12 protein-coding genes are annotated in these 16,085 nt (G+C 58.0%); 4 read left to right on the forward strand and 8 right to left on the reverse strand.

The features are described 5' to 3' along the window. The first annotated feature begins 76 nt into the window (after positions 1-76). The gene (locus tag ACNR9O_RS09005; protein WP_473681382.1) at positions 77-1,009 is read left to right on the forward strand and encodes a DNA-binding protein; all 933 of its coding nucleotides are present in this window, start codon (positions 77-79) and stop codon (positions 1,007-1,009) included. 350 nt (positions 1,010-1,359) lie between these two features. Here ACNR9O_RS09005 and ACNR9O_RS09010 read toward each other — a convergent pair whose 3' ends face one another. Beyond that, entirely contained in the window at positions 1,360-2,106 is a 747-nt protein-coding gene (locus ACNR9O_RS09010) for a hypothetical protein (protein ID WP_473681380.1), read from the reverse strand. 313 nt (positions 2,107-2,419) lie between these two features. On the opposite strand from ACNR9O_RS09010, the gene ACNR9O_RS09015 reads away from it, so the two are divergent. Beyond that, positions 2,420-3,517, forward strand: a complete 1,098-nt coding sequence (locus ACNR9O_RS09015) for a tyrosine-type recombinase/integrase (protein ID WP_473681378.1) — start codon at positions 2,420-2,422, stop codon at positions 3,515-3,517. A 48-nt stretch (positions 3,518-3,565) separates the two neighbouring features. Here the strand turns inward: ACNR9O_RS09015 and ACNR9O_RS09020 are convergent, their stop codons facing one another. The 7 genes from ACNR9O_RS09020 to ACNR9O_RS09050 form a co-directional block, all read right to left on the reverse strand. After that, positions 3,566-4,144, reverse strand: a complete 579-nt coding sequence (locus tag ACNR9O_RS09020; protein ID WP_473681376.1) for a DUF4760 domain-containing protein — start codon at positions 4,142-4,144, stop codon at positions 3,566-3,568. 376 nt (positions 4,145-4,520) lie between these two features. Next, complete coding sequence (locus ACNR9O_RS09025; RefSeq protein WP_473681374.1) at positions 4,521-7,646, reverse strand: SIR2 family protein; 3,126 nt, start codon at positions 7,644-7,646, stop codon at positions 4,521-4,523. 81 nt (positions 7,647-7,727) lie between these two features. Then, entirely contained in the window at positions 7,728-8,579 is an 852-nt protein-coding gene (locus ACNR9O_RS09030) for an HNH endonuclease (RefSeq protein WP_473681372.1), read from the reverse strand. 5 nt (positions 8,580-8,584) lie between these two features. Further along, positions 8,585-10,156: an AAA family ATPase gene (locus ACNR9O_RS09035; RefSeq protein ID WP_473681370.1), complete on the reverse strand. Its 1,572-nt coding sequence runs from the start codon at positions 10,154-10,156 to the stop codon at positions 8,585-8,587. A 272-nt stretch (positions 10,157-10,428) separates the two neighbouring features. Continuing rightward, the gene (locus ACNR9O_RS09040; RefSeq protein WP_473681368.1) at positions 10,429-11,088 is read right to left on the reverse strand and encodes a hypothetical protein; all 660 of its coding nucleotides are present in this window, start codon (positions 11,086-11,088) and stop codon (positions 10,429-10,431) included. 69 nt (positions 11,089-11,157) lie between these two features. Then, entirely contained in the window at positions 11,158-11,298 is a 141-nt protein-coding gene (locus ACNR9O_RS09045) for a hypothetical protein (protein ID WP_165488576.1), read from the reverse strand. Between the two features lie 456 nt (positions 11,299-11,754). After that, positions 11,755-12,624, reverse strand: coding sequence for a DNA-binding protein (locus tag ACNR9O_RS09050; protein ID WP_473681365.1), 870 nt, complete (start codon positions 12,622-12,624; stop codon positions 11,755-11,757). 88 nt (positions 12,625-12,712) lie between these two features. Between ACNR9O_RS09050 and ACNR9O_RS09055 the strand changes: the two genes are divergently transcribed. Beyond that, positions 12,713-13,825: a tyrosine-type recombinase/integrase gene (locus ACNR9O_RS09055; RefSeq protein WP_473681363.1), complete on the forward strand. Its 1,113-nt coding sequence runs from the start codon at positions 12,713-12,715 to the stop codon at positions 13,823-13,825. A gap of 454 nt (positions 13,826-14,279) precedes the next feature. Further along, positions 14,280-15,911 carry a hypothetical protein gene (locus tag ACNR9O_RS09060; protein WP_473681361.1) on the forward strand — a complete coding sequence of 544 codons (1,632 nt, stop codon included), beginning with the start codon at positions 14,280-14,282 and terminating at the stop codon, positions 15,909-15,911. The last annotated feature ends 174 nt before the right edge of the window (positions 15,912-16,085 follow it).

Consider the following 16,085-nt stretch of genomic DNA (forward strand, 5'->3'; position numbering starts at 1 on the left):
CATGTACTAGCGATAATCATCACTTATCGCGAGTACGTCAAGGCAAGGGCAGGGCACTGATCGAGGAGACCATTTCATGGCCCGTGGCATCACCCAAGAGCAGGTCAACGCGGCCGCCGACACCATCCTGAGCGCCGGCGAAAACCCGACGGTCGAAAAGGTGCGCACCGCGCTGGGCACGGGCTCCCCGAACACCATCACACGCATGCTCGACACCTGGCGCAGCCAGCTGGGAGAGCGCTTGCGGCAATTGAGCGCCCTGCCGGAATTACCGGGCCCAGTGGGGCAGGCGATGATCGAGCTATGGCGGCTGGCCAGCGAGCAGGCCGAGCACACCCTCACCAACCGATTTGCGGATCAGCAGGCCGCCTTAGAGGCCGCGCGAGCCGATTTGATCCGCGAGCGGGAGGGCTGGGAAGCCCGTCTACAAGCCGCGGAAACTCGTATCGCTCAGGCACAGGTGGCACGAGACCTGGCCGAGCACGCCTGCGCCACCATCGATAGCCAGCTGCAGGATAGCCACGCTCTGCGCGGTGATCTCGTACAACAGCGCGATCGCCTGCAGGAGTCCCACGACCGCCAGCTGGCGGAGATCCAGGCCCTCCAAACGCGTCACCATGAAAGCCAGGTCGCGCTACACATAGAGCGTGAGCGACTGGAAGCGCACATGCGTGCTGTCGAAGACCGCGCACATCAAGAGATTGATCGCGCCCGACAAGATGCCAAGCAATGGCAGCAACGACACGAGGTTGCCGAACGATCACGTCGAGAAGCTATCGACATGGCGCAGAAGCGATACGACGCAACCAGCAGCGAGGCACGCCATCTTGAACAGGAAGTTGCACGCCAAGCGGGCCAGATAACCGCTTTGGAAAAGGCGCTTTCAGAGGCGTACGCCGCGGCACCGCCTAAACGGATCTCACGAGCGACGTCCAAGGCATCCGAGCCCAGCAAAAGGAAAAGAACCACAGCGCGCCCCAACGACAAGCAATCGCGTGTCAAAAGATGACCGAATAAGCGGGCATGACACGATTAACGGGACAGGCGACCGAATTAAGAGGACTGCGACAACAGGGAACGCAAGAAAGCACGGAGCATGCCGGCCACCCGGCGCAGCCTGCGCAATTGCGCATAATGTATATTATGTCAAATCACAGAAACGGCCGCCGCATCGGCACATGGCGGTCTGCCGGTGCTCTTCATAGATGGCTGTCTTCCGTGGTGGTCTCTGCTTTGTAAGCGCGGAGTTGGTGCTGTTTAGGCGCGGACATCTTTGCCTCTTAGGAAGCGACAGCAGACAACTATGCTTCAGGGTCGCCATGAGCGCGAACAAGTCTGCCTATGCTCGGCGACGTCTCGTCATCGCGGGGCGAAGCCATCAGTCAAGTCTGGGCTGTCGTTGTCCAATGCTTCGTACCCAGGAGGCGTTGGCACGGGAGCCAGATCGAGCGCTAATGGCGCGGCCTGGGCCTCCAGCACAAAGCTGGGCATGGCCTCCATGATCCTATATGTTCGGGTGAAGGCATCCACTTGGTTGGGCTCGAAGTTCAGCCCCCTCCCGACCAGTGCTTGGCCAAAAACATCGACAAAACTATGGGCGGCGGGATGAAGGTTTCTTCCGCCAAATTCGTGAAGCAACAACGCAATGGGCGTGGGTAGACAGAGGGCCTCGCCAGTAATAGCGCCGTATCGATTCATCATATAGGAATACAGCAGCACCTCATGCCCTGGGATATGCTGCATTCGTGCGAGCTGGGCCGGATCGATAGCGTCGTAACGTCCAGTGGAGATGCCACGCTTCTTAGCCTCGAAGTATTTGGTGCCTGCAACAATTGCTCCTGAATCAGTGTGCAGGGTGATTTTTATCGCGATGTCTCCGTTGGCCGTTTCGAACGCGCCAGATGCCTTGAATGCCCTCCATTGGCATTGAAAGGGGCGTTCTTTCCAGCGAATCGCTCGGGAAGTGCCCAGGGCTTGGAGGACCTGATGTGTAATCGTGTTTTCCTGCCAACCGCCGGAGAGCCGGGTCGCCAGACAGCTGGTGATGGCGTCGCGGACGGCGTCATGCGCGCGGCGATTCCACTCATATTGGCTAAGTTCGTCCATGAGTCATTCCCTGATGCCTGAATAGGATGGAGGCGCCTCTGCCGAATTCTGCAGCAGGCTGCTGCGAAATTCAGCGGCCAAGCTCGGCGAGCTCGGCATTTGTGCAACAACCTGCCGCCCAATCGGTCAACAGCCTGTTGACCGATTGTCCAACGGCCTGTTAGACAATTTGATCGCCGATCTCTGTCTCGAGGTTGGTGCCACAACTCACTGAAAAATAGCCGTTTCCTACTATTATATAGATAGCGAATAATGGCACTTATTCGCTATCATGGGTTATCGGCGTCACATCAAGCGCCCCGAGAGGCCCCTCATGACCGAGCCAGCCACCCTTCCCCTTCGTGTCGTCGATAGCCTCCAAGACCTGACGACCGTGCCGGCGATTGCGCCGAACATCCACGCACCACGGCCGGCGCTCGCCGCCTCCGTCGAAGCGGTACTCGAGCGGCTCGCCACTTGGTCTGCGGACTTCGCGGAAGGCAGCGCGCCGGCGACGGTGAAAGCCGTGCGCTCGGACTGGACGCAGTACCTCGCCTGGTGTGAAGCCACCGGTGCCACGCCCCTGCCCGCTTCCGTCGCGCAGCTGGAAACGTTCTTGTCCGCCGCGATCGACAAAGGCCGCAAGCGCGCCACGGTCGATCGCTATTTGTATACGGTTGGGCTGGTGCACACCGCGGCGGGCTTGCCGAGTCCATCGAAGGATCCGGATTGGCCGGTCAAATGGAAGAAGCTGATTCGGCGCCTGAAGAGCACCGGTGGACACGCGCGCAAGCAAGCGGGCGAGCTCGACATGGCTGGCATCGAGGTCATTCTGGCCACGCTCGGTGACAGTCCGCGGGATTTGCGCGACGCCGCATTGCTGTCGATGGCTTCGGATACGTTGTGTCGCGAATCGGAGCTGGTGGCGATTCGCGTTGAGCATCTGCATCACAATCGTCGGCGCAGCACCTGGTCGCTGCATGTGCCCTTCTCCAAGACTAACCAAGACGGAGCGGCGCCGGACTATCGCTTCGTGAGCCTGGAAACGATCGCGCGAGTGCGGGCGTGGCAAGCGGCCGCCAATATCACGGAAGGCCCCCTCTTCCGTCCGACCGGTGGTCGGCCGAAGGCGAGTGGCGGCATTGCTGATGCGCTGTTGCCGCAGGAGGTGGCGCGGATTTTTCGGCGGCGCGCGAAAGCGGCAGGGCTGGAGAACGCAGGAAGCATCAGTGGACATTCGGCACGGATTGGGTCCGCTAACGATTTGTCAGAGCACGGTGCGACGGGAGTGCAGATTCAGCAGGCCGGCGGTTGGAAGACCGATCGCATGGTGACGTACTACACGCGACGATCACAAGCAGGCGTTAACGCTATGGAGCGTGTGCGAGCCGCTTGTTCTGCAGGTCCTAAAGACCAGCAAGGCGATGATTGAGGGATAAGCCCTAACGGGTGCCTCTTTTGCGGGCGGGGCGTTATATCCTTACAGGTCGTCTAAGGCCTGGGCTAGAGCAATCTCTGCCGCTTTGGCTCGTTTCAAGCTGCCGGGGTCGATGCGATCTTCATGGGCGCGCCAGCGAACCCAGAGCCAATACAAATTCGAATAGGCTCTATCGTGCTTTAAACGCCTCAACTGAATGAACTCATGGGAGATGAAGAACAACCTCAAGAACATAGTGAAGAGGGTTGTTCTAAGCACCTTTTCGTCGAACATGCCTAAGCGGATGCCGACCGCGACGTCTTCAAAGTTATTCAGTAGCGTGGTGATTGCCAGAAACTCTTTGCTCGCACCATCTGCTGCAACTTCGGCCCAGCTTAAGAATGGAGTTCCGGATTCCTTGGCGCGCTGGCGAGACACCAAAACAGCAAACGCGTCTTTGATGTCCTTGTCGCTGAGAATCCTGCGCTGACAATCCAACGCATTCTTCTGAAGATAGGATCTCCGCGCGTGCCGATAGCTAACGACAGCCACTACAAAAGCGATAACGGCCATCATTGTCTGGCCGTTGGCAAACGATCCAGGCTGAGGCGTTAGCGCCTTTGAAAGTACGGTGAGATCCATCTCTTTTGCTCGGTTAGATCGTTAGAATCCGAAATCTTTGTCGTTCACAACAGACTCCCTCAACAAGTTGCCGCGTCCGGCAGGATTAAAAAGGATTGCTTTTCAACAAGTTGCACCCGATGGCCGGGGCGCCTGGATACAATACTAATGTAAGGGGCGACCACAGCAAATACCATGCCCCATCGATGCATGCCGTTCAGGCGGCAGCGCCTGCCCATTTGGCCCCCGGTGCGCCGCGCTTCCGTCGCATCAACTCTAATCGCCAAAACGGGCTCACGGGCGTCTGGCAGGCCTTCTCTCCAAGTATGACGAAGACTCTATTCCAGTGACTTCTGAGCGGTGAGCCTCAAGGTGTTTGCACAGCCGGATAGGAATCTTAGATGAGGAGTCGGTAGTCATACGGGGCGGGCCCGAAAGCGTCGAGGTAGTGCCCAACGCGCGCGATCGCGCTCGCAGAATCGAGCGTAGCTGGAAGCCGCGAATAGTAATCAAAGGTATTCCAGTTCATTTTTGACAGGCCGAGGATTTCGCTGGCGATTTGGGTGAGATCAGACTGTCCAAGGTACCTTTTGATGGAAAGCGGCGTAGGAATTCGACGCTTCCCTTGATAGTACTTCCAGCGTGGGTTCTGCGAGCTTGGAGCGGATCCGTGAACCCACAAAAGTGCAGTGTTGGCATCTTGAATTACCACGGCGCCGCGAGGCACAGGAAAGCGGTCCAACTGAGGGCGCCCATCGCGGACCTGCGACGCCAGGTAACGAAGAGATTCCTCCATGTTCACTTCAATAAGCTCTATGTTTTTTACGCCTTCCAGCCCCTGAACGAAGCCTTTTTGCTCTTCGTGAGTGAATGGTGTGCGCTTATGCACGACAACCCGGCGGGGCAATTCGAGTCTTGACTCATAAAATAGTTGCCGAATGGTCTCGCCCGTTCGGCGAGCATCCTCTTCCGACATGAAAGGATTTCGGCCGCGCATGATTGGGTCCTGAATTCGCCCTAAGCGAAATTGCAGACCCTCGCCTCGACCACTGTAGAGGTGGCTACACCCTAAGAGAACGTGATTTCCACTTTGCGCAGTCGCATCTGTGCTATATCCGATCCCGACAAATGCGGTCTCGTTGTTGAGACTGTCGAGACGCCAGGGTGTGCGCAGGGCCTTTGCGTAGAGCGCCAGTGACAACCACCAGCGAACGCGACAGGGCTGAGTCGATGATGTCGTCTCTTCTCTGAGGAACTGCGTGCTTTGACCATGACGCGCAGCATATGCCTTGATGTAGTCGTGTAAGTTGAACCTTTCGGTTCCTGTGTTAACGACTTTAAACGGCATCCATCGGGCCGGGACATAAACAGCTGCAATTGCCCCCGGTTTAGTCATGCGAATTGCATCTAGACATCGACAGATTCGTTGTGCGAGCTCTTTTGCAGCAGACAGGTCATCCCCATGCACTACGTCGTCCAAGTCCTTCCAGAGAACGTCACCGGGTAGCGGGAGTGCGATCGGCAATCCAAAAGCATTCGTAAAGCCCGGAAAATCTTCGAGATAGTCTCTCTCTGTCGACTCTGGCCTGGCTTGTACTTGCAGTGTCCCTAGGAATCGTCTCAGTGCAGGCGCGTCGGTGCGTGGACACACGGCCGCCACGTCCAATCCCGCAGAAAGTCCCGACGCAGTCAGTGGGTAATCCCACGGGCGATTCATGACTAAGCCCTTAAGGGGGCTGAGATTGGGTACCTCGAGTTGTCCGGTACGCGCGCAGAAGATGAGGTTGGCGTCCTTGGCTATAGCGCCAGCTTGCTTTGCGTGCCGAGCAACCGCGGGATCGAGGGCCCGCGAAGACCTTTGGTGCAGGCCAGCAAAAATCGGAACCCGCCCGAGCTGAAAGCTAGCGCCGCAAGCTTTTAACTCGATTTTGGCAAGACGGTTCACCCATCGGTCGACATCTTCGCTAAATTTATCGTTGTGCTGGTAGCCGTATGCGGCGCTGGCCAGCGATTTGCCGATTTCACGGTCTGCGGGCTGCCCAGTTGAATCCATGGCGACAACATCAGGCATGAGCGTGACGTGCGGCTTGCTAGCGAGCCATCGAAGTCGTACAGATAGCGCTCGATGGAGCTTATACGCTTGATCCGCATGTCGAACCGTTTTGTATTCACGTGCCTCCCAGACCTTTCGTGAGCCGTCGCAAGGCAACTGAAGAAACGTTGCCACTGAGCGTGTGAATGCCATGCGCAGCAATGCTTGAATTCGACCGTCACTCTCAATGTCCCGATCGGACAGCTGTACGGCCACTGGGTCGGTACGCAAATATTCGCCGAAGACGTCTTTAAGAAGACGTGCTTCGCCAAGCGCCAAGGCGCCTCCACCCGCGAGCACCGCAACGGCATCACGATCAGACAACATTGACCCTAGCCAAGACCGCCGATCTACATCACTAGGAAAGTCGACGTCTAGCTTGAGTACCTGGGCTGGGCACTTTATCGGGTAAGCGTTGCTCTTTATCAGCGATGTGACCGGAAGATCTTCCAAGGAGAACGGAGTTCGACCTGGGCTCTCTTTTACATTGGCCTCGATTGCAGTCTTTGCCTCCCCAAGAAGACTCCCGTCAAGAGTCCTAAGGCCAATATGAGACAGCAACTCATCAAAACCTGCCGAATGCACGTAGAACGCATGACGTCCATGCGCGCTCGCTTCATCCAACAGCTGACTGGTTGACGCCGGAGCCTCGGCGTCTATTCCACACCAATAGAGGCGGCCTGAGCCCGCCGCACACAATCCGTCTCGAAGTGCGGCCATAAGGGACTCGTCCCGACCACTGTAACCGACGACCACCAGGTCGCGGTCAGCTAGCTCTTGAACCAGTCCGTGCCTCAGAGACAAATCCTTCTTTTTAAGCTCTTCGGTGGTGTTCTTCAGTTCGTCGTAGCGAAAATCGCCGTGTAGCGATACGACGCGAACCTCACCAGGTGCCTGCGGACGAAGCGTTCTGTGCGCGGAATCAATACCGATCTCAATGCACACGTTGTTGGCAGCCAGCATGGCGCGAGCGGCCAGGCCGTCAAAGTTCGTTGTCCAAACGGTGCCAATCAGACCTTGTTTGGCCAAAAGAGCGAGGAGCTTGTATCCAATGTGGGGTTTCGCTTGCTCGACGTATCGCTGGAAGAATTTCTGCCGATCCTGTGCGGTTGGATAGCACGCTTCCGCGTAAAAACTGTACTCGTCGGAGTTTCCTTCGGGAGGAAAGCTGCCCCGCTGATCGAGCCAATTCTGAATGCGCTTGCGGGTTCCTGGTAACGACAACTCGCCTACCACGTCACGAAGCTTGGGGTTGTTCGAAACAAAAATGTCCTGCTTCCATTCCCAGATGCAACGCTGGGCGGAAGGCATGCCGGAGCTAATCGATGCGCCCGCACCGAGCAGAATGCTAAGCGGTCGCGACTGATTCACCGCAATGGAGCGAACTAGCGCATCTGCAGTGAGATGATGTTCTCTTGAGCGCGTAACCATGTTGTTTCTCAGATCTCCATTCATTGAAACACCGCTTTGGGCCTTGCCTTCAAAACTCAAATGGCACGCGGACGATGCCCGTCAAACACGAAACCCTCCGCTGCAATACCAATCATTCACGCTAAGTGCCTCATACAGCGCCGTCTTCCAGGAGTTAGGAAACAGCGATTGCTCTACGAGGGCTTGAGCGTGGAGCTCCGCTTTGATCGATGCCACATCCTTTTGGGTGTGGACGGAAAGCATCGCGCCGATATTGGTGAGCTCCTCCCCTGCCTCGATCGCGTACCTACTTCCGAGCTCATAGGCATCAAAATGGTTCTGCACTCGTGATATCGCGTCAGCCGCCCATCCTTCCGGGCAGGCTACGAAAAACTCGATAGATGGCTCAGCCTCCGCCACCACCCTGGCATGTAGCCAGCGCTCCGTGAAGAAGAAGTTTGGATCGAAGTAAGGATGTAAGGTTTGCTCCCCTGCCGCGACGGCAACCTTTGCTGACTTGCAGGACTGACAGTCTCTGCAGGCGGGGACCAGGTTCTCTGGCAGCACGGAATAGGATGGAAATTTTGCCTTGGGAAGATAGTGATCGAGCGTTCGTGCCTGACCAAATCCGCAGTATGGACACTTCTTTGCAGGAGCCCGCGCGATCAACTCGTCGTAGTACCGCCGAGACGGTTTTGACTTCACCACCATCTGAAGTTCGTAGAGGTCGTTAAAATCCTTGCGGGTCACTGCCCCAGTAACAACATCGTGCGGCTGGTATGCTTGATGAGGGATGCAGTACAGGCCTTGGTTTACTGCGAGTTGCTCGTAGTGCGCAGCCGCCCGCGTTGTCGTGGGGGCAATCGCCTGTAGGCGAGTGCGCGAGGCGGCGTCGCCAACCGTGGCAACACAGCTGTCAAACACATCCGATGCAACTAGGGGTGGCTTACTCATGCGCCTCATGGCGAGCCAACTCCCGAGTGATCTTTTTGGGCCATGAGGGCGCGAAGGATCAGTCGCCCCTCTAGTCCGATCTGATTGCCGAATTCGCCAGCCGCCTCCTCAAGGGTTTGTGCATTCTTCGACGCATGCTCCAAAAGTGCATGAAAGCCAGACTTCGCCACCTCTAGGCCGAAGACTTCGCGGGTTAGTACGCCGACGTTCTCGCCGAAAGTCTCCGCCTCGGGGCGAGTTACGCTAGTTGTTCGCCGCATGCGCCATAGCTTCCATACGCAAGAGCGAGGCACTTCTTGGAGAACAACTGGCGAATGACTGGCCACGATGGCAACTCCATTGCGTTCGGTCAGTAGCTCCGAAAGCGCCCTAATGAATGCAGAGAGTAGTGGTGGGTGTAAGTGGCTCTCTGGCTCATCGATAATGACAAGAGTCTTCTCTTCAACGGCTTCCACCAGGCGAGAAATTGAAAGCAAGACGATGGCGTGCCCTGAACTCATCTTTTCAGCCGCGCGCCACGCTGCCTGTTGAACGTGCGACGGCTCCAACGAACCGAGTTCCGATAGGTTCATTTCCTCAAAATTTGGGTCTGATTCCAGCATCTGTATGGCGGAGAGCCATCGTCTCTTCCGAGCGGACTGCCCCAGGCAGATTGCGACACTCGCGGAGAGTTCCTGACGAAGATCTGTCAAGGATTTCAATGTGTCGCCGCTATCGGTTTTCAGGCCAATGTAGAGATAGCTGGGTCCCCTTGCTCGATCATTCGCCACTCGGGGCGGAACGAATGGATCAAACGCGCTGAAAGAGATCGATACGACACTGCTGAAATAAGTGTCATCGATCTCAAAAAGTTGAAATGCTGAGCGAGTGAGGAAGTGCTCTGTGGATGTGCTTTCAGCGCCGTCAGTGGCTTGTACGGATGCTCTTATCATGCCGTTAAGAAGCGTGGTCTTCCCCACCCCGTTACGCCCGATCAATACATGAATGTTGGTTGGCGGCTGCGACAGCGGGTCAACTTTGAAGCTGAGCTCAACTCCGGCGCTTTCCGGTGATTCGTCGCGCTTAAACACGAAATCGAATTCAGTGAGCATGACGCCACCACTAAGAATTCGGCGATACTGCGCCTCGATCACAGAGAGGCTTACATATCGCATGAGCGATGTGCTTAGTGACTTTTCGTTCGCGACTTGCCGAAAAAGCGATGCGTCTGCAGCCACATCCCTCATCAGCGCGAGGAGCGAGCGAGCGCCTTCGACCCCTAACAGCTCCACGGTCTTAGAGTAGTACTCAGGGTCCTGGCCCAATGAAAAACAGTCGTCGGGAATCCGCGTGGCGTCGACTTGGAGAATGGGCGAAAGCACCTGAGATACCCATCCGCCGGTCAGGCCTGCGCGCCCAATCTTGACGTCACCAAGCTCGTGCAGCTCGCCCTGGTCGTCAACGATCGTTACGGCAAACGTGGTCTTGAAACCGAAATCATCCCAATTGTTCTCTTTGAGGATCACCGAGTTGCGATAGACGCTGAATACGGACGTCTGGGCAATATGGATGCTTAAGGATCCAAGATGTATGGGCATGGCAAATCCGTTGCGTTAAGAGTAGTAAAAGGGGCTGCGGACTTTCGCGAGCGCTAACCACAGGGCAATGTTTCGATCTGTATCGGCACGCAGGTAAAAAAATGAACAGGTGTGTTTTATTGGAAATGAGGCCCGTTTGTCGTGCCCGCTAACGGAGCTGATGGAGTGCTCTTGGGGCGGCAACGCAAAACGGGTGTCCGCGCCCCTGCGAATGCAATACCAAAGCGATCGCTGCGCCAGCGACATGGGGATGGCGCAGCGATCCTTACCGCTTAAGGGTCAATGGACGGCCACAGGCTTTGAATAAGCCTCGCATTCTCATCCAGGAGCTTAATGGTCTTTTCCCTGCGCCGCTTGATCGTGTAGAGCTTCCCCGAGAAAAGATCGATGAACTCGATCTGACGGGGCGCGATATCGATCCCGTTCTGCTCCAGCAGCCAGTGGGCGATCTCCAGCGTCATCTTCGCGGCTTCGGGATCCTGCTCGGCGGCGTTGGCATTGAAGTAGATGATGCGCTCCTCTTGCCCGTCCATCGCACACAGGTCCGGCGATAGCCGCAATTCCAGGTCACTCAGGTTTGCATAGCAACGAAGCATGGTCGTTGGCCGGAGCCCTCTATGCGCGTGCTCCGATTCAATGAACTGATTGAGCACCCGATTACAGTGGTCGCGGCGGCTTGGGATCTTCAGGCTCTGAATCTTTGCGCGAGCGTCCACGAGCCCAGGGAGTCCGCGATCGAGGAAATCGCGAATGCCATTGATCGGTGGCGCGTAGTACGGCTGCTTAAAGACCTGCGGAGTTTGCTTCGGGTACTTCTGGTCATGCAGCAACCGCATCTGTTCGACTGCAGGCAGGCGGACGAACTTCGCGGCACTACGCGCTGAGAGACGTGGCTTACTGATCGTGAGAGGGGATTTCGGGAGAGCACTCATGGGTTTCAACTTCCTTCTGCAATCTACGAACGAAAAAGGGGCAGCCAAAACGGCTACCCCTTGCGTGACTCATTTGCCGCGCGGCTTCGACGGCTTGCGAACGACATGTTCGGTGACCGTGGTTGACTTGTGCGTCTTCACGTACGCCGGCGTGACATAGCGTCCGGTGATCGCACTGCGGTTTTGAGTGATGGTCTTCTTACCAGTCATAGCTACTGCCTTTTCAGTCGTTGAAAAATCAGCTAACCAAGGCTGCTCAACAACACACCACCAGGACCCGAGAACGAATCAGAGGGGCGTGAGGCCGGACTGCGGAAGACCCACGTAGATGCTTTACGAAAGTAGGTTTTTCAGCCTATACTTTCCCGTCTGCCAAGACGCATCGCGGTAGGTCACCGCAGACCAGATTTTGTGAGCAGTCCTACTTGGACTTCTTCAGATTTTGGGTCGCAGCACCTCCCGTGTTCGCCGCTTCACTAAACGCCTCGCCCAGTGCGAGGCGTTTTTTATGCGCACTAGTTCACAGTTTAATGACGTGTTAATACTTTGGCAATCCCCTCGGGGGACCGCTAGCCACAATATATTGTCTCAAAACATGAGACTGACCCCATATCTTGAGGTTTCACTCTAATTCTACCTCGCCCGATGGTCGCGAGGCGCCTCCGCTCAGGACGAAATCTTCTTCTGTGAGCGTCGTGACTTGGCGGGCGCTTTGCGCGCCGCTCGCTTTGGGCCCGCGGCTTGTGCACGCCGCCATTGCTTGGCAGTCGCCTCCAAGGCCGCGACACGTCCGGCTTGATGGGCGGCGGCCTGCTCGGCCGACCGCGCGGCAGCCTGCCAGGCGTCCCGCTCCGCTGTCAGCGCGGCAACCTGTTTGGTGTGCTCGCGGCGCGTCCGCTCCTGCTGCTGTCCTAGCACTTTGATTTCCTGGCGCGCCTGATCGACCTGTTGATGTGCGCGGTCTTCCGCCGTGCGGATGTGCGCCTGCAGTGCCACGTGCTCCGCCCGCAACGCATCGAGCTCCGATTGTCGGTGGGCGAGCTGCCCCTGCAGCTGATCGCGCTGTTGCCGCATATCGGTGATCTGGGTCGTGAGTTGGTCGACCAGGCTTTGGCGTGCCGTGAGTTGCAGTTCGGTCTGAGTGAGCTTGCTTGCGCCCTCAGCAATATCGACTCGGGCTTCGGCGAGCGCGATCTCCCAGAGCTTGCGCTCCTGGGTTAGCGAAGCCTGCTCTGCAAACAACGCGTTCTGTCGTTCGGTGAGCGCCGCTTGGACGGCCGTACTGGCGTGGGTGAGTGCCACACGCCAGGCCTCGGCGAAGGTCTGTGCCACCTCACCCGGCAGCTCTGGCAACAAGGCATGACCCTTCAGGCGCTGCGCGAGCTGTTCCCACCACTGCTCGAGTAACTGCCCCACCCGTGCCGGACTGCCACGACCGAGCTCGACGCGCACACGCTCCACGGTGGGGCGTTCACCCCGCGCCAGGACCGCGTCCGCAGCCTGGAAGACGTCAGTTTCCGGCACTCCGCTAGCCATGCCCTGCCCCTTGCGTCGATTAGGTCTGATAATGGCAGTTTATCCGACCTTAGTTCGAACAAACGGTCTTTTTATTACGGTGTACGGAATGAATCATACGCCCCTAGCGCGCCATGCGATGGCCGAGCCTCTGGATCTGGCGACGCTGGATGCGGCCAGTCAGGCGGCGGCCGCGGCGTTCGTCGCCGCCGGCACCGCGGCCAACACCGTGCGCAGTTACCGCAGCGCCCTCGCGTACTGGGCCGGCTGGCTGCAGGGCCGTTACGGTCACGCGTTCGGCCACGCTCCGCTGCCCCCAGCGGTGGTCGTGCAGTTCATCCTCGATCACGTGGCCCGCCCGACGGACGACGGCGACTGGGTGCATACGTTGCCACTGGCCTTGGATGCCGCCCTGGTTACGGCCAGCGTCAAGCATCGTCCGGGCCCATTGGCCTTCAATACGGTCACGCATCGCCTGGCGGTGTTGGCTAGCTGGCATCGCGTACGCGACTGGGAGGCGCCGACCGACACGGCGGCGGTGAAGCGCCTATTGCAGCAGGCGCGCAAAGCGCAGGTCCGCCACGGGGTGCGGGTGCATTCCAAAACGGCGATGACCGTCGAGCCGCTGCAGGCCTTGCTCGCCACGTGCACCGACGGGTTGCGCGGCGTGCGTGACCGCGCCTTGCTGCTGGTGGCGTGGAGCAGTGGCGGCCGGCGACGTTCAGAAGTGACAGGACTGGCGGTCACGGACATCCGCCCGCTCGATGCCGATACCTGGCTGGTGACGGTGGGCGCCACCAAGACCAACACGACCGGCGTTCGCCGGGAAAAGCCGTTGCGCGGCGAAGCGGCGCACGCACTGGCGGCCTGGCTCGCGGCAGCGCCGGCGACGACCGGTCCGTTGTTCCGCCGCCTGCATCGCGGCGGCACCGTCGGCACCACCGCGCTCACCGGCGATGCTGTCGCGCGCATGGTGCAGCGGCGCGCCCGGCTCGCCGGCCTTCATGGCGATTGGGCCGCGCACAGCCTGCGCTCGGGCTTCGTCACCGAGGCGGGCCGACACGGCGTGCCGCTCGGCGAGGTGATGGCAATGACCGAACACCGCGGTGTCAGCACGGTACTGGGTTACTTCCAGGCCGGCCACCCGCTTAACAGTCGAGCCAGCCGGTTGCTGGAGGCGTCAGCCGAGCCAATCGACCCCGCGGCCGATGGACCGACGTGATCGTTCTCTGGATCATGGCGAGCACAGCGGCATCGCGCTCACCAAGAAACGGTCGTGAGGCCTAAACGCGCGCGTCACCGAATTGAGGCGACAGCGCCCCTTTCCTTGCCCCGATAACACGGGCTAATTGCGATGCCTCAGCATCTGCTTCCGCTTGAGCGAACTCTTCAGTTAGCGCGATCGGGGCGCAACTTCGTCGACAAAGATGCGAGGTGGAATGTGCCCCGATTTGATTGAGTCGGAGTGATCGAGTTGGACATCGATCTGGTCGCCATATTCAACGCCCGGATGGCCGTGTCTTCGAATTTCTCCTGACTTTCACAGGATCAGTGATAACACGCCACGAAGGGGCAGCCCCATCGTCCACTCAACAGGGATTCCCTATGCGGAACCCGTCCGCTCGTGGTGGGTGCCTTTTCGCTTTGCCAACGCGTCACCGCAAAGGAGTGTGCTTATGCCCGCGCGAATGGCTTTATCCCTTTCTATCGCCCTACTCTGGCTGCTGTTATCGACATCGGCCTGGGCAGATGGCGTTGTCACGAATGGGAGTTTTGAACAGCCCGCATTGTCGGCAGGGAGCTTTGCCTACTCTCCCGCCGGCTCCTCTTGGGTCTTTGGATCCAATGGGAGTGGTGGTGCTGGCATCTCATCGACCAATAGCGGCTTTACCAGTGGGGCTCCTGAGGTCCCTTTAGGTCAGCAAGTGGCTTTCCTGCAGAATCAGGGGCTGATTTCACAGCAAGTCCCCTACTCCAGCAATGCAATCCTCACCTTCAACGCCACGCAACGAGTGAACTTCGGTTCTGCTCAGTCTATCCAAGTACTCGTCAATGGCATCGTGCAACCCATTGTTCTCGGCGGCCGGAATGGAGCGATCACTGCCAATGCGATCACTCCGCCGAGCGACCGCTACAACACGTATGCGGTAAAACTTTCGGCGCCTTGCGGTACGGGAGGCTGTCCAAGCTCAATGACCGTGACGATCCAAGGCACCGTTTCGTCTGGTGATGCCACAGCCTTTATCGATACGGTCGACATTACCACGCCGTCCAATCACGGCTATGGTCTTTGGGACCCCTATGCCGGTGTGGCCACTTGGCGCAGCGACTATGCAACCAATACGAATGCCCCGACATACGGGCCATGCCTGTTTGCGAATGCTACGGACCAAACGCAGCGGCCATGCAAGTCACCCAACATCAGTTATCCCAGTTCCAACTGGTACAGCTCGCCTGGATACATAGCGGGTGGACACTTCTGGCAACTGGCGTGGAATGACGAGCCTTATAACGTGTCGAACAACCCAAGTTGCGCGTCCGGTCCGCCAGATCAGAGTCTGCCAATGGTGCCAACGTTCCGGGCGCCCGGGGCCTACATGGGCATTCAGCCCGTCAGCGATCCCTTTGGTAATACGTACAACAGTATCGGCTTGACGTATGCGACGCGAGGAGGCATTGCGGGCGGCTGTCTCCCCTATCAATCCTTTGGGGCCAATTCGCGGCATGGCAATGGCAAGCCGATCGCCTTGATGGACAAGGCGGGGACGTATCGACCCCAACTTTCGTTCTACGCGAACGCGGCCGCCAACAACAATGCGGCCGCCGTAGGTTGCGCGCGGTTGCTGCTGACGCTTGGAGGCTTTCAAGACAACATTGATCGCTTCCTTTTTGTCGATCTTGATTGCCTAAACATCTCTCCAGAGCCTGCTGTGTTCTATCCCGGCATCTCGTGGAACTGGCCGATAAAGGATTCCTCATACTATCCCGGCGCCATGTCTGCCTTCATTGGCACCACAGTGGCCAATAGTCGTTGCGGTCTGAGTCTGCCGACCATGTCGCTGACAAGCGTAGGATCCGGGGGTTACTACAGCTTTGACCTTTACAAGCTCGTGTCATGCGTTGCCGCCCAAGCCCCGGTGGATTATGGCGATGGTAAGGGCCCTATCTATCCATGGTTCGGCCCTGCGCAACTCAGTCAATTGCCCGATCCAATCATCGTAACTCGGGTGGAGTGGGCACTGGAATCGCAAGATGACGGTGTGCATGCCAATCTTGGGATTGCCTATAGTCGTCCCCAGGTGCAGTAGCGGATCGGTACCCAAAGGGTACTTGGCTGCGCGGTGTCACCGAAGCATTCGATGACACTACGCATCAGATAACTTAAGTGGAGCACTTAATGCAATATCGGGCAGGCCGCTGAGAATCGACCATTACCTCGAGGTTGCAGACGGGCCAGGAATTGCCGCCCAGGGCTGACGATA

Source organism: Dyella sp. CR10, from assembly GCF_055814425.1.

What these genes read in the sequence shown, in the direction of transcription:
- ACNR9O_RS09030 (WP_473681372.1), bottom strand. Translation starts at nt 8,579, where the DNA reads ATGAGTAAGCCACCCCTAGTTGCATCGGATGTGTTTGACAGCTGTGTT.
- ACNR9O_RS09055 (WP_473681363.1), top strand. Translation starts at nt 12,713, where the DNA reads ATGAATCATACGCCCCTAGCGCGCCATGCGATGGCCGAGCCTCTGGAT.
- ACNR9O_RS09015 (WP_473681378.1), top strand. Translation starts at nt 2,420, where the DNA reads ATGACCGAGCCAGCCACCCTTCCCCTTCGTGTCGTCGATAGCCTCCAA.
- ACNR9O_RS09025 (WP_473681374.1), bottom strand. Translation starts at nt 7,646, where the DNA reads ATGGTTACGCGCTCAAGAGAACATCATCTCACTGCAGATGCGCTAGTT.
- ACNR9O_RS09040 (WP_473681368.1), bottom strand. Translation starts at nt 11,088, where the DNA reads ATGAGTGCTCTCCCGAAATCCCCTCTCACGATCAGTAAGCCACGTCTC.
- ACNR9O_RS09060 (WP_473681361.1), top strand. Translation starts at nt 14,280, where the DNA reads ATGCCCGCGCGAATGGCTTTATCCCTTTCTATCGCCCTACTCTGGCTG.
- ACNR9O_RS09020 (WP_473681376.1), bottom strand. Translation starts at nt 4,144, where the DNA reads ATGGATCTCACCGTACTTTCAAAGGCGCTAACGCCTCAGCCTGGATCG.
- ACNR9O_RS09050 (WP_473681365.1), bottom strand. Translation starts at nt 12,624, where the DNA reads ATGGCTAGCGGAGTGCCGGAAACTGACGTCTTCCAGGCTGCGGACGCG.
- ACNR9O_RS09045 (WP_165488576.1), bottom strand. Translation starts at nt 11,298, where the DNA reads ATGACTGGTAAGAAGACCATCACTCAAAACCGCAGTGCGATCACCGGA.
- ACNR9O_RS09010 (WP_473681380.1), bottom strand. Translation starts at nt 2,106, where the DNA reads ATGGACGAACTTAGCCAATATGAGTGGAATCGCCGCGCGCATGACGCC.
- ACNR9O_RS09005 (WP_473681382.1), top strand. Translation starts at nt 77, where the DNA reads ATGGCCCGTGGCATCACCCAAGAGCAGGTCAACGCGGCCGCCGACACC.
- ACNR9O_RS09035 (WP_473681370.1), bottom strand. Translation starts at nt 10,156, where the DNA reads ATGCCCATACATCTTGGATCCTTAAGCATCCATATTGCCCAGACGTCC.